At 64.8% G+C, this 13,210-nt stretch carries 15 protein-coding genes; all 15 read right to left on the bottom strand.

Features of this window, described 5'->3' with window-relative positions; translation table 11 throughout:
* Window positions 1–3: 3 nt before the first annotated feature.
* Window positions 4–282 (bottom strand): DUF6378 domain-containing protein, encoded by a 279-nt coding sequence (locus N1F91_RS02880; protein WP_289990156.1) that lies wholly within the window; start codon window positions 280–282, stop codon window positions 4–6.
* Window positions 279–815: a hypothetical protein gene (locus N1F91_RS02875; protein WP_289990153.1), complete on the bottom strand. Its 537-nt coding sequence runs from the start codon at window positions 813–815 to the stop codon at window positions 279–281. Before N1F91_RS02875 ends, N1F91_RS02880 begins: the two co-directional genes overlap by 4 nt.
* 351 nt (window positions 816–1,166) lie before the next feature.
* Complete coding sequence (locus tag N1F91_RS02870) at window positions 1,167–3,545, bottom strand: AAA family ATPase (RefSeq protein WP_289990152.1); 2,379 nt, start codon at window positions 3,543–3,545, stop codon at window positions 1,167–1,169.
* On the bottom strand, window positions 3,542–4,309 hold the full coding sequence (locus N1F91_RS02865; RefSeq protein WP_289990150.1) for a hypothetical protein: 768 nt from the start codon (window positions 4,307–4,309) through the stop codon (window positions 3,542–3,544). Before N1F91_RS02865 ends, N1F91_RS02870 begins: the two co-directional genes overlap by 4 nt.
* Window positions 4,309–4,524: a DUF6511 domain-containing protein gene (locus N1F91_RS02860; protein ID WP_289990148.1), complete on the bottom strand. Its 216-nt coding sequence runs from the start codon at window positions 4,522–4,524 to the stop codon at window positions 4,309–4,311. Before N1F91_RS02860 ends, N1F91_RS02865 begins: the two co-directional genes overlap by 1 nt.
* 213 nt (window positions 4,525–4,737) lie before the next feature.
* Complete coding sequence (locus N1F91_RS02855; RefSeq protein ID WP_289990146.1) at window positions 4,738–6,429, bottom strand: DEAD/DEAH box helicase; 1,692 nt, start codon at window positions 6,427–6,429, stop codon at window positions 4,738–4,740.
* Between the two features lie 8 nt (window positions 6,430–6,437).
* Entirely contained in the window at window positions 6,438–7,160 is a 723-nt protein-coding gene (locus N1F91_RS02850) for a hypothetical protein (RefSeq protein ID WP_289990144.1), read from the bottom strand.
* A 16-nt stretch (window positions 7,161–7,176) separates the two neighbouring features.
* Window positions 7,177–8,064 (bottom strand): ATP-binding protein, encoded by an 888-nt coding sequence (locus N1F91_RS02845; protein ID WP_289990141.1) that lies wholly within the window; start codon window positions 8,062–8,064, stop codon window positions 7,177–7,179.
* Window positions 8,061–8,510 (bottom strand): hypothetical protein, encoded by a 450-nt coding sequence (locus N1F91_RS02840; RefSeq protein WP_289990138.1) that lies wholly within the window; start codon window positions 8,508–8,510, stop codon window positions 8,061–8,063. The genes N1F91_RS02845 and N1F91_RS02840 overlap by 4 nt, the downstream gene beginning before the upstream one ends.
* Before the next feature lie 25 nt (window positions 8,511–8,535).
* Entirely contained in the window at window positions 8,536–9,390 is an 855-nt protein-coding gene (locus tag N1F91_RS02835; protein WP_289990136.1) for a hypothetical protein, read from the bottom strand.
* Window positions 9,387–9,875 carry a hypothetical protein gene (locus N1F91_RS02830; RefSeq protein ID WP_289990134.1) on the bottom strand — a complete coding sequence of 163 codons (489 nt, stop codon included), beginning with the start codon at window positions 9,873–9,875 and terminating at the stop codon, window positions 9,387–9,389. The genes N1F91_RS02835 and N1F91_RS02830 overlap by 4 nt, the downstream gene beginning before the upstream one ends.
* A 186-nt stretch (window positions 9,876–10,061) precedes the next feature.
* Window positions 10,062–10,817 carry a sigma factor gene (locus tag N1F91_RS02825; protein ID WP_289990130.1) on the bottom strand — a complete coding sequence of 252 codons (756 nt, stop codon included), beginning with the start codon at window positions 10,815–10,817 and terminating at the stop codon, window positions 10,062–10,064.
* Between the two features lie 157 nt (window positions 10,818–10,974).
* Window positions 10,975–11,403: a hypothetical protein gene (locus tag N1F91_RS02820; RefSeq protein WP_289990129.1), complete on the bottom strand. Its 429-nt coding sequence runs from the start codon at window positions 11,401–11,403 to the stop codon at window positions 10,975–10,977.
* On the bottom strand, window positions 11,372–12,748 hold the full coding sequence (locus N1F91_RS02815) for a recombinase family protein (RefSeq protein WP_289990125.1): 1,377 nt from the start codon (window positions 12,746–12,748) through the stop codon (window positions 11,372–11,374). The genes N1F91_RS02820 and N1F91_RS02815 overlap by 32 nt, the downstream gene beginning before the upstream one ends.
* Window positions 12,745–13,194 (bottom strand): DUF2924 domain-containing protein, encoded by a 450-nt coding sequence (locus tag N1F91_RS02810; RefSeq protein ID WP_289990123.1) that lies wholly within the window; start codon window positions 13,192–13,194, stop codon window positions 12,745–12,747. Before N1F91_RS02810 ends, N1F91_RS02815 begins: the two co-directional genes overlap by 4 nt.
* Window positions 13,195–13,210 lie beyond the last annotated feature (16 nt).

Genomic DNA, 13,210 nt, shown 5'->3' with positions numbered 1-13,210 from the left:
GGCTCAGATCCCTTCCTGCTGGTGTTGATGGACGACCTCCTGAAGGACGGCGGCATAGCCGGCCACGTCGAGGATCGAGTCCTGGTGCGCGGGATCGTGTGCCAGGCGGGCAAGCTTCAGGTCGATCAGGCAGAGCACGACCTGGGCGGCCGTCACGGGCGTGCCGAGCGTGATCGACCAACGCGCCGCGACGGACGCCATCGAGGCGGCCGGATCGCCATAGGTCCTGCGCCGCCCGGCGACGACTGACGCGGCATTGCGGAGCATCGTCTCCCCGTTCATCGCACGCCTCCCCTGGTCTCGATGGCCCAGAGCAGGATGGCGATGGCATCAGCCTCGTTGTCATCGGCAGGCTGGAAGCCACGACCACGGACGGCGGCAATGACGGCTGCCTTGTCTGCGTTGCCCTTGCCGGCGATGAACCGCTTGATGGTGCCGACCGGCACGCCCTGATAGGGCACGCCGCGCAACTCGGCCCAGGACGACATGACGGCCAGCAGGCCGCCATAGACGTGGGCCGCGTCGGTCCCGACATGTCGACGGACTTCCTCGACGAAGATGGCGCCGATCGGACCGGCGGCCTCCTCGGTTGCGGTCAGCCAGTTGGTCATGCGCAGGAAGCGCATGCCACCGCCTTCGTAGCGACCGGGTCGGAACGACACCGTGCCGCTGGTGATCAGGCCGGTCGTGTTGCGGACGGCGAAGCCGGTCGTGGTTCCAAAATCGAGTGCGAGGGTTGCAGTGAGCGCCGACGGAAACTTTGTCGGCGGGTGGCTTGCCTTTTTGATCGGCACAGTGAGAGTCCTGTCAGCCATGGTTCGCTCCTTCCCCGGAGGGTTGCTGTGGTGGAAGACGACGGCGGTCTGGTGCTTGGCGGTACAGGGCCGCCGTCGTCGGATGTGTCTGGTGAGAAGTCGGACGGGCCAGCCAGGGACTTCGTATCGTTTGGGGAGCAAACCCTTGGGTTGCCCCCTATACGAAGTATAGGGTTTCCCACCCTTCCTCATGCCTTGAAGCTAAGTCTCTGTTTGCATTTCACTTTCTCCTTTTTTTGATGACGGAGGGACATGACGCGGGCCTTTGTCATGGTCATCTGCAAGGTGTTGATTTCATTGGATTCATGACAGAGGCTCGAGGATGACAAAGGCCTCTGTCATATGACAAAGTCATTCGTCGGCTCCCTCCGGGTAGACCCAGACCGCAGGGTTCTCGACCGGCATGGCGCGGCCCGAATGGGGGCATTTGTAGTGGCTCGGCAGGAGCGAAATGCCCTCACCGAGGACCTCTCCGGTGTTGCCATCGATGATCGGATCCCGGCCAAAACGCATATCTTCGACGCAGAGGTAGCCGAAGTGAGAGCGGGTCGCGGGAAACCCTTGGTCGGCCAGATCTCGGCGGAATTTCACGAAGCCCTTGGTGGCGAGGACACCGAGGCGTTCGCGGATGGTGAACTGGCTGCCAAGACCATTCCGGTTCTCGAAGGCCTCACCGAACTGCGTCGAGGTGTAGAGTCGCCCCTCGGCCGCCTCATCGAGAAGGATTGCCAAGATGGCATCGTGCTTGCGGTCGCGCTCGGCATCATACTTGGCGCCCATTTCGGCGCGCACCAGGCGCTCGTTCATCGGGTTGATCTCGACCCACGCGCCGTTGACCTTGTCGACCAGCTTGGCGTCCAGCGCCGGCCCGTTGCGCAGTTCGATCTCCAGGCGGCGCTGCGAGCTCTCCTCGTCGGGGCGGTGCAGGATCAGCCCGGTGGTATAGAAACCGCGCAGCGCACTGGCGCCCGACAGCGCCAGGAACGGGTCATCCTTGACCTGTTGCTTGGAGAGCTTCTTCGTGTGGTGGACCAGGATCACGCCGCAGTCCTGGTTGATGTGATCGCGCAGAACCTCCACCCGGTCCTTCAGGAAGAACATCATGGCGTCATTGTCGTTCTCGCCGCCGCCATCGGGACCGCCGTCGAAGAGATTGCGGATCGGGTCGATGCAGATGATGTCGACGGGCTCGATCGGGAACGCCCGCCGGATCGCCTCGGCCACGCGCATGCTGCCCTCGGTGTCGAGCAGCATCTTCAGCTTCGGCGTGGCAACGAGATTGTCGCGGGCACCGGCGATGACCAGCTTGGGAAGACTGATCTGCCTCATGCGCTCACGCAGGTAGTGGTACTGGATCTCAGCCTGCAGATAGAAGATGCGCAGCGGGCGCGGCGGCGCAAAGCCGAGGAAGGGCTCGCCGGCCGCCATGTGCACCAGAAGCGAGATCAGGAGGTCCGACTTGCCGACCTTCGGTGCGCCGCCCAGAACCAGCAAGCCGCCAGGTGTCAGCACGCGCGGCGCGATGATGTCCTGCGGCATCGGGCTGTCGTCGTCGATGAGAGCGCCGAGCGTGAAGACGGGCATCTCGTTTGGCGCCGGGGCGGCACTGTCGAGGCGGATGAGCGGGGGGCCGTACTTTTCGACATGCCGGTTCCACAGCCGCTCGGACTCGCGCGCCAGCCGCTCCACCGACCACTGCGGGCGAAGCATGGCGGCGTTGTAGCCACAGATGCCTTCCCAGCCCTCGTCCTTCGACATCCGGCCCTCGTGGACCATGCGGATGAAATGACCGATCGCAGCGCTGGCGCCCTCGAAGCGCGACCAGTCGTCCTGCGCGCCCTCGCGCACCGGCGTCACCAGAACGTCGCCGACATCGGGCTTGTCATGGGCGGTGAAGTTCGGCTGCATCGAAATGCCCGGCGCCGGCGGCATCTCGGTGACGGCCTGCGCCAACTCGTCGAGATGGAACTCGACCTGCGCATTGTGCTCGACGATGCACACCAGCGTCTTCAGGCTGTTCTTGTAATAGACGCTGCCGGCGACACGGATCGGCTGGTGGGCCGAGCGGAAATGCATGTCGCCGCCGACCTTGGCGGCAATGTCGCCGCGCAGCCGGCAGACCCGGGCGATGTCGCTGGCCTCGACGGGCTCGGACAGCTTCCACCAGACATGGCACTTGTGCTGGCCGTCCAGCGTGATGCCGCCGCTTTCGACCACCATGGTCGGCGAACCCAGGTGCTTTTCCAGATGCGCGCGCTTGGCCGCGATGTCGCCGCAGTCGAGATCGACGACGACCGTCTGCATCTGCACGACATGATCGGCGCTGGCCTGGCCGGCGGCGGCCACGGTGCCGGGGATCACATAGACGGCAGCACCCTCACGGCTCGCCCAGTGGGCGAAGGTCGCCATCTTGTCGGGCAGAGCCTCGTTGGCCTCGACCCAGATGTTGTGCGGCCGACCGTTGTAGCCCTGCCCCTTGTCGATGAAGCTGCGGATCGGCACCAGGCCCTCGCAATAGCCAAAGACCATGTCGAGGAACGCCCTGATCAGCTGCGGATCCGGATCGTCGCCGAAAGCGTCGACCTGTGAAGGCGCGTCGTTGAAGTCGCGCCACGGGTTGAAATGGACCAGGTTCTCCGGCGTCTGTTCGCTCTTGCGGTCATCACCGTTTGCAGACGGACCCTTCGGCGCGTCCAGGACGTCTGGCGGGTCAACAGGTTCATCCGTCATGCGGGTAACTCCCAACAGCGGTTGGCCCACGGGCACATGCGGCACTCGAAGTGATCGCGCTCGCGGGCCAGCCGAGGCAGCAACTCGCCGGCATCGGTGGCGCTGAGGATGCGGACGGCCCGGTCGCTCATGCGCTGGGCAAGCTCGGCGTCGAACGGCACCAGCTCGTGATGAAGCTCGGCGGTGTCCTTGTTGATGGCGGTGAACAGCGCCGGGTTGGAGGCGAGACCCGGCACACTCGCATCCATGTAGGCCTGGTAGAGCGCGATCTGGGCGGCATAGATCGGCTTTGACCTTGTGACGCCGTCCTTGACGCAGGCCCGCCAGTTCTTCGCGTTCATGGTCTTGCATTCCCACAGCGCGGGAACGGCGAGCTTCAGCGCCTCGGGGGCCTCGGCGATGATGCCGTCGACATGGCCGCGGATGCGGCCTCCGGCGACGGAGAAGCCGAACTGCTCGCCGTCCGGGCGGTTGCCCTTGCGGGTGTAGAGATCGATGCCGGCGGCGCGCAGCCACTGAATCGCCAGATCCTCCAGCGCATGGCCCATGGCGAAGATGCGCAGGGTCTGACCCGCGAAGTCGGCGCCATCATCCTTTGGCGCGCCGGCGAACTCGAACTGCAAGGCGCGCTCGCAGGCATGGCCGATGCGGGAGCCGCCAAGATACGCGCGGCGGGGACGAGCGGCATTGCCTTGTTCGAGCGCGTGATCGACGACAGCGTTCACCATCTCGGCAAGGCTGGGGCGGTGGTTGTAGTCCAGCATCAGAACGGTACCTCGGGTGAGTGTGGTTCGTTGGCGGCGGCGATCTCGCGCATCGCGTCCTGGAAGCCGCCGATGGCGACTTCGATGAGGGTGAGGACCTGCGCCTCGGAAAGATCGACGAGCCGGGTCTGCCAGCCGATCTCCTCCATGATCTCGGCCACCATCTTCATGGCAGCGCGCATGGCGGCCTTTTCCGCGTCGGTGAGATCAACCATGGCGGACGATCTCCGCGCCCGTTGCCAGAAGAAGGCCTGACAGGTGATGGAGCAGAACCACACCGACGGGCGCGGCCGGCTCACACGATCCGACTCCTGCCAGCCAAAGCCACGCGTCGGTTGCCGGCAGACGGCGCAGAGCTCGAAGCGCGGATGCCAGCATCGGAAGCGCGCGCTGGCGGATGTGGGTGATGGCGACATGAAGCTCCTCCATCACGCCGCCGCCGCTAACGCGGCCTCCTCGGCGCCGAACACGAGGCTGCGGATCCGATCGCGGTTGAAGCGAAACGTCAGCAGGGCGGAGGCCTGGTAGCGCGTCAGACTGAAGTCGTGTCGAAACTCGGTCGGCAGGTAGGCGAGCTGTCGCTCCGTCGCCGGCTGGCGCAGCCAGTTCCGGGTCTTGTGGGCGCTCTCATCGGTCTCATTGGTGTTCAGCCAATCATCGGCTGCCGCGAGGCACACCATCGCTTCGCCGACGGCAAGAAGCCTTGCCCGCTTGCCCTGCGCACCGCCGATGCCGTAGCTGCGGCCATTGAGAGCGAAGACGCCCGCCCAGGCGTTGAAGCCGTTGGCGACCAATGCCGCGCCATCGCCATGCAGGTCGACCCACTCGAAGCTCGATCGCTTCAAAAGGTCGATCTCGGTCATCATGAAGCCCGACAGCGGAATGACGTCGGCGCCCTCGCCCGCCTCCGGTTCGTCGCGCGGAAAAACCTCGCCACAGAGCGGGCATTCGGTGGCGGCGAGCGGGATCTCCCCCTTGCAGGACGGGCAGGTCTTCGTCGGAGCGTCGCCGGCCACGGTGTTGCCGTCGAGATCGACATCCTGTTCCAGCGTGCCGTGGATCAGGCTCGATGTGCCGAAGTCGAGAATGATGCAGTCGGTCTTGACGACGCCGGGGTATTCGGCGGGATCGACGGTGCGAAGGCCCCGCCCGACCATCTGGATCATGGTCGACTTGTAGGAGGACGGGCGCAGCAGCACGACGCAGGACGTTGGCGGGTTGTCATAGCCCTCCGTCAACACGGCGACATTGGCGATCACCTGGATCTCGCGGCGGTCATAGGCACTGAGCGTCTGCTTGCGCTCGCTGCTGCCCATCTCGCCATGGACGAGAGCAGCAGCGACCCCTACCGCGCGGAACGCCATGACAACATTGGCGGCGTGATCGACCGTCGAGCAGAAAACGATCGTCTGCCGGTCGCCGGCCTTTTCCTTCCAGTGTGCGATCACCGCGTCGGTGACGGGCTGCTTGTTCATGATCGCGTCGACTTCGCTCATGTCGAAGTCGGAGGCCGTCTTGCGAACCTTTCTCAACGCCTCCTGCACACCGACGTCGATGACGAAGCTGCGCGGACGCACAAGATGCCCGGCCGCGATCAATTCGCCGATGCGGATCTGGTCGGCGACGTTGGAGAAGACCTCGCGCAGTCCCTTCCGATCGCCGCGGTTCGGCGTCGCCGTAACCCCGAAGATCCGGGCATCGGGATTGGTCTCGCGCACCCGGTCGATGATGCGGCGGTAGCTGTCGGCGACCGCATGATGCGCCTCGTCGATGACCAGCAGGTCGAGCGCCGGCATGGCGGACAAGGTGGTCTCGCGCGCCAGCGTCGGCACCATGGCGAAGGTGACCTGGCCGTCCCAGGACTTGGTCGTCGCATCGACGACCGAGGTGCCGATCGTCGGATTGACGCGGGCGAACTTGGCCCGGTTCTGCGCCGTCAACTCATCGCGATGGGCGAGCACGCAGGCCTTGCCGCCGCCGGCGACCATCCTGCCCGCGACTGCCGACAACATGACGGTCTTTCCCGATGCGGTTGGCGCCACACCCAGCGTATTGTCGTGGGTGTCGAGCGCAGCCAGGCTGCGCTCGACGAAGAGGTTTTGGCGGGGACGCAACAGCATGGCCGGCCTCACTGCGCCCAGGTCGGACGGGCGCCGGCGACCGGTGCCGGTGCTGCCTGCTGCGGTGCATGCGCGGGCTGCTGCGGTGCATGAGTGGGCTGCTGGTGCTGCGGCGGCGCGAAATCCTGCTGCTCCGCCGGTGTCGCATAGGCGGGTTGCTGGGCCTGGGCCGCATAGGCCGGCTGATGTGACGCATAGGCTGGAGCCGGTGCGAAGCCCATCGGCGCCGCAAGACTCCCTGCGGCGGCGGCGTAGTCCTTGTGGTCGCGGGTGACGGCCTGGCGGATGTCGTTCTTCTCGTCGCCATTCGCGTCGGTGCCGAGATCGATGCGCGCCACGAACTCGATGCCGTCGAGATCGGCAATGCCCGCGATGCGGCGAGCATTCTGCGCCTCCGGCGAGTTGTCCTTGTCGGAAAGGCCGCGTGCCGAGTTCAGAATGCCGCGCACGAGACTGCGGCCCATGTTGCCCCAGTCCGGGCCTTTCGGGCTGTAGAGCCCGATCATCGACCAGACCTTGCGCCTGGCATACTTCCCCTCGAGCACGGTGTATTCGGCGTCGATATAGACGGCGCCCGTCTGGCCGCGCTTGGCATAGCCGCCGGTCCAGCCCTGCGAGGGATCATCAAATCCGCCCGGGCGAATGGTGAGCCGCACCTTGGCGATCGTGCCCTTGGGGATCAGGTTGGCGTTCTGCCGGGCGTCGTTGAAATCGTTCCATGCGTTCGTCATGGGAAAGTCTCCTCTTTCAGAGCTTGGACTGGGGGTGAGAGGCGTCAGCATCCGGAGCGACAGGCGCCGGTCGGCTGAAGGTCAGGCGTTCGAGGGGAGAGCGGCCGGGCTCGCCGATTCTGGCGATCAGGCGCCCGAGATGGGCCTCCTCGACGAGGTCGAGACGACCGGACCGATCCTTGGCGGGATAGCCCCACCGGTTCAGCGTCTGGCAGACGAAGACCCGGTGCAGCCGCTTGTCGGCATCGGCCAGTTCCGTCATCGTCAGCACGAGATCGACAACGCCCGGTAGCTCGAGGCCGGTCTTGGCGCCGTCGATCTGCGGCACGAAGACCTTGCGGTTGAAGTCGTCGAGCTTCTCGTCGAGGATCCCGACGAAGAACACGTTCTTCATGCGCGTGTGCTGGAGATGCGTGATCCAGCCGATCATCTCGCGGCCGTGCAGGCCGTAGGCGCCGCGGATGTCGGGCTTGCCGCTCTTTTCGGAGAAGGCTTCGGGCTGTTCCTTCGCCCACTGGAAACAAAGGCGGCCGGCGACCGTGATCGAGTCGACGAAGATGGTGGCGTACTTGTCGAGCGCGCGCGGATCGCCAAACCTGACGCAAGCCTCGTTGTAATGACGCTGGCTGTAGGGCCGGCCATCGGGAATGGCGGGATTGGCACCGCCGATGAACACGGCGAAGTCGCGGCATTCCTCCCAGGTACGCGGACGGATCGTGTCGCCGCTCCAGCCCTCGATGGCGAGATCGCCCGCCTCCAGGTCGTAGAACAGCGTCGTTTCCGGGTTCAGCGTCCAGAGAAGCGACGTTTTGCCAATTCCGCTCTTGCCGAAGATCGCGGCCTTGATGCCGCGCCGCTCGGCGAGCCGCTGGTCGGCGAGAATGATCGGGAGGGTGCTGCTCATGACAGCACCTCCGACGTCACGGCCAGATTTTCGGTCGCACCCAGGATGGCATCGAGGCACTGGCCGAAGCTCCAATCGGGATGCTTTGTCCAGAAGCGGTCCGCCTGGTTCAGCGCCTGCTGCCATTCGCGCAGCGCGCGCCGGTCGTGGGCGATCTGCTGACGGCGGATCGCGATGGCGCGCTTGAAACCTTCGCGCGACAAGCTTCGTGTGGCGACCAGCGTCGTGCCATCGAGGTCCATGGCCACCGCGATGGGCAGCTGAAAGGGCAGGTCCGCCTGCGCGGTATCGGCGACCTTCTCGGCCTTGACGCGCAGGGCACGGGCCCGCCCATCGATCCGGCCGACGACACCATCGATCCCGGCCAGATACTGGCCATCGGCATCGATGTCGTCCCACCGATCGACGGCAGCCTGCCGCTTGTTGATCGTGCTGCCGGCGATCACGTCGCCGACGATCTCGGCGACAACGTCATTCAGACGCATGGTTCCCATGATGGGCCTCCTGTTCGTAAAGGGTGCTGAATTCGGTGAGCCAGGCCGCCGCGCGGCGGATCGGCACGGTGTCGATGGCGTGGCGCGACGCGGGCGGAATGCGGCGCACCGCCTCCGCGGCATCCGGTTGTTCGGCGATGAGTTCGACGATCTCCTCGATCCGCGCGCAGATCGCCCGGTCGTCCACCGTGCCGAAGACCGCGACCTGGCGGGCACGCTGCTCTGCCGTCAGCGGCTCGGCCTTCTCCGCTTCGAGACGCTGGATGCTGTCCTGCGTGCGCTTGAGCCTGTCGATGGAACGCTCCAGCCGAGCCTCGGCGGCTCGACGGACGGCGGCGCGGGTCGGCTCCTCGCCACGTTCAAGCCGCTCATCGAGAGTGCGACGCACGATGCCGGGATCAGCCGCCTCCGCGTCGCGGATCAGGCGGGCATCGTGGATCTGGTCGCGGCGAAGGCCGAGATCCGCGGCGGTGACCGGTGCTTCGTTGCCGGCTGCAACGGTCCACTGGTTGCCGCGACTGATCGCGGCAGAAGCAACCTCGCCCCTTGCCTGCGCTGCGTCATATTCATCCGCCAGGCGCCGCTTGGCACCGGCTTCGATGGTCAGCGCATCGGCTTGAACGCGATGAGCGGCGGCGACCAATTCGTCATGGGCGTTCTTGGCCTGGTGCAACCGCGCTGTCCGCTTCGCCACGTCATATGCGAACGAAGCGATCTCTCGCGCCTCGAGCACCTCCGCCGCCGATCGGGCGTTGGCCAACGCGGCGGCCGCCGTTTCGACCAGACGTGGGAGGCTCGACGTGTCCAGGTTCGTGATGGTGAGCGCGTTCATGCGCCACCTCCCGAGACGATCAGCTGGAACGTCTCCTTGCCGGGATGAACGGTGCGGCAGGGCTCGAAGGCGTTGCGGATATGAGGCGGCCAGGAGCCGTACTTGCGCTCCGAGACCTTGAGGCTGACCTCGACATAGTCGCGGGGATCTTCGCCCTCGGCCTTGATGCGCTCGACGAGATCGGCGAGGTCGCGCTGGTCCCACTCGACCTTCTTTGGCAGGTCGGCCACGACCGTGACGTCGCCATCAGTGAAGCGCGCGACACCGAAGTCCTTCTCGGCATCCGCACGCGCCGCCTTGGCACGCTCGGCATATTTCTGGATCAGCGCGCCATCGAGCCAGGCAACAGTAAGCCTGGCCTTGCGCAACGCCTCGTCGGCGTCTTGCTGAAGGCGAGCGAGCTCCACCGCAGGCAGGGCGACGATCTCGGCGATCGGCAGGTGGACCAGCTCGTCCAAAGGTGCTGTGTTGTTCGGATAGGGCATGGGTCATCGTTCCGTGGCTGGACGGTTGAAGTATCCTGATGTCTTGGAGCCGAAGCCGGGGTTGGCGCCGCCCAGAGAGACAAGCGGTCGCGGTATTCCCGTTGGCCGGTCTTGTATTTCCGCGAGGCCCCGACGAGGTGGCCTTCAAAGGGTTACATACCGAGACCCCGCGGAAATCGTCGGCCGCTAGTGGAGATATTCCTGCAGCGGCGCGAGAGGACCCCTGAGAACGGCGAGATGGCCATAAAGGGTCGCCTTCGGCACACCGTTGTCGCGGGCGATCTCGGTCATGGTGCGCTCGCAAAGACTGCGGAGAAGCCTGCTCAGGCAGGGTGGCAGGCCGGCAATATGCCGTCCAAGATCGATCCGGATGTCGAGATGGGTCCTGTCGATGCTCGCCTCATCGACCGGCTCGTGCAGGTCTCCGTCGGGTTCGGCGCGGAGTGCATCCAGCGAGATCGCGCGAACGCCAGCGCCGCGCTTGGCCGCAAGTTCCGTGCTGATCATGGTCGCACATTTGTTGGACAAGACCCGGTCGACGAAGGTCGACCACTTCGCCCGGTCGGGATCGTAGGACTGGGTCCTCGCCAGGATGTCGAGCATCAACTCCTGCTCGATATCCTCGATTTCCATCCCCTGCATGAGGGAATGGCGGGAGAGACGCCGGGCCCGATAGCGCACCTGGGAAAGAAGGTAGGGATTGATGCCGTCATAGCGGTTACAGCTCTTCATGATTTCGCCTTGGCTGTGATGGCCCGCTTCGAAAGCGGGAACATCCGGCCACCGCGAAATCTCACCGAGAGGCTCGGTTGAGGGCCTCGTGACGGGCGCTGCACAACAAGAAAGCCCTGCGGAACAGGGCTTTGGGCGGCTCGATATTTCTTGAAAAACTTTGTCGGATCCCGGTGAGATTTCACCGACAGCATCGAGCCCGCTCTTCATGGGATCGATCCTGCAAATGTTGAAAATGCCACGGTCTTGACGGATGAACTTGCCGCTGCCCCGTTGGGGCTGCAAGCTAGCTGGCACACGTCCCGTCAGGACTGAAAGTTCCTGGGATCAATGACGGTACCCGAGCCTGCGGCCATGCGCAGTTCAGTCAGGCATCGGGCGGCGATACCCGATGCTCGAACCCGAAATGCGCCAGCTGCTCGTGCCACAGGTCGGGAAACGGCCTTTGCAGCGTCTGAACATCCATGGACGGCGGTTGCCGCCCGTCGAGGATGGCGAGCTTGATTGCCGGCGCCAGCTGATTGAGGCGGATGATCCGGGACACATAGGACGGGTTGATCTTCTTGTGCATGGCCAGCGCATCCAGCGAACGGAACTCGCCCGCCTCGATCTGGCCCTGCCAATGCCTGGCTTTGGCAAGCGCGCGGACCAGCGTCTCGTCGGGCTTGCGCAGGCGGGCGGCTTCCTGAACCGCGTCAGGCAAGATCATGTGCTTCTTGCCGCCGTGCCGCCGCAGCGAGATCGGAACCCGGATCGAGATGACGTCATTCTGCAGCGATATGCGGGGCGTGGTCATAACCGTCCTCCAGTCGTTTCTTCTGACGATCGAGTTCGCGGACGATGCTTTCGAGCCCATCGGCGCGCACGCGGATGTCGACGGCATCGGGATAGACAACGACCTTTTCCAGCATCAGCGCGATCAGTCTCTCCTGCTCCTTGGGGAAGAGCTCGTTCCAGATCGGGACCAGATCAGAAAGCGCATCGCGGATTGCATGGTCGTCGATGGAGCGGTCCTGTCTTGACGCCTCCTTCCAGACACCCATGATCATTTCAGGCGACGCGAATACCGCCTGCAGCTGCGACACCACGACGGCTTCGATCTCCCGCGCCGCGATCCGCTTGATAGGGCACGTCTTGCAGCCGCCCTTCAAATAGCTGGTGGCCGAATAGTAGCGGTAGAGCTTGCCGCCTTGCTTGCGGGTATGGACCGGCGTCATCGAACTCATGCAGCCGCCGCATTTGAGAACGCCGGTCAACGGTGCATGCGACTTGCGCTTGCTCGACGGACTCTTCTGTCGTGGGCTGTCGCGCAAGAGTTCGTGCGCCCGGTCCCAGACTTCCTGCGTGATGATCGGCTCGTGCCGACCATCGTAGACCTTGTCCTTGTGACGGATCTTGCCGATGTAGATCGGATTGTTGAGGATCTTGTAGACGGCCCCACGATCGAGCGGCGTGCCCCCGAAGGAGCGGCCAGTCCGGGTGACGCGGGCACGACTGGCGACCCCGAGGGCTGGCAGTTCGTGCGCCACGCGCGCCACAGATTTCAGCATCAGGAAGCTGTCAAAAACCAGCCGAACGGCGCGCGCATCCTCGTCGTGGACATGAAGCTGGCGCTCGCGGACCTCATAGCCCAGCGGCGTCACGCCGCCCATCCAGATCCCCTTGCGCTTGGACGCGGCAAACTTGTCGCGGATGCGCTCGCCGATCACCTCGCGCTCGAACTGGGCAAAGGAGAGCAGGATGTTCAGCGTCAATCGCCCCATCGAAGTCGTCGTGTTGAACTGCTGGGTGACCGAGACGAAGGTGACCTTGTGCGTGTCGAACATGTCGATGAGCTTGGCGAAGTCTGACAGCGCGCGGCTCAGCCGGTCGACCTTGTAGACGACGACCGTATCGACCAAGCCGCGCTCGATATCCGAGATCAGCCGTTTCAATGCCGGGCGATCCATCGAGCCGCCCGACCACCCGCCATCGTCATAGGAGTCGTCGAGCCGCAGCCAGCCTTCGTGCCGCTGCGACGCGATATAGGATTCACAGGCCTCGCGCTGGGCATCGAGCGAATTGAACTCCATGTCGAGCCCTTCCTCGGTCGATTTGCGCGTATAGATCGCACAGCGCGTCTTTCGGGCGAGCGTCGTCAATGCTTGACCTCCTTGCGCTGCTTCAGACCGAAGAAGGCCGGACCCGACCACGCCGCCCCGGTGATGAGAGCGGCGATCTTCGAGAGGCTCCTGTATTTGGCGCCCTGATACTCGAAGCCATCGGCCAGCACCGTGACCTGATACTCGACGCCCTTGTATTCCCGCACGAGGCGGGTGCCGACGATCGGCTCGACATAGTCCGGCTTCTTCGTCTTCGGTCGCCCCGGTGACGCAAACAGATCCTTCGCCTGCGCCGAAATGCGGGCTTCGATCGCCGGGTCCACCCCGAAACCCAGCTCCTGGATCCGGTAGGCAAGGCGGCGAACCAGATGCGCCGATTTCGTGCGCGGGGGATCCTCCTGGTAGAGGTCCCGCCAGAGCGCCTTCAGCTCCGGCAGGGTCATCCTGGGCAGGGCGGCGACACGCGCCAGTACGGTCTTGTCCATCGGTAACTCCTCGCAA

Origin of the sequence: Aquibium sp. ELW1220, from assembly GCF_030398385.1 — a bacterium.
GTDB lineage: Bacteria > Pseudomonadota > Alphaproteobacteria > Rhizobiales > Rhizobiaceae > Aquibium.
This window is presented reverse-complemented; position numbering and strand designations above follow the sequence as displayed.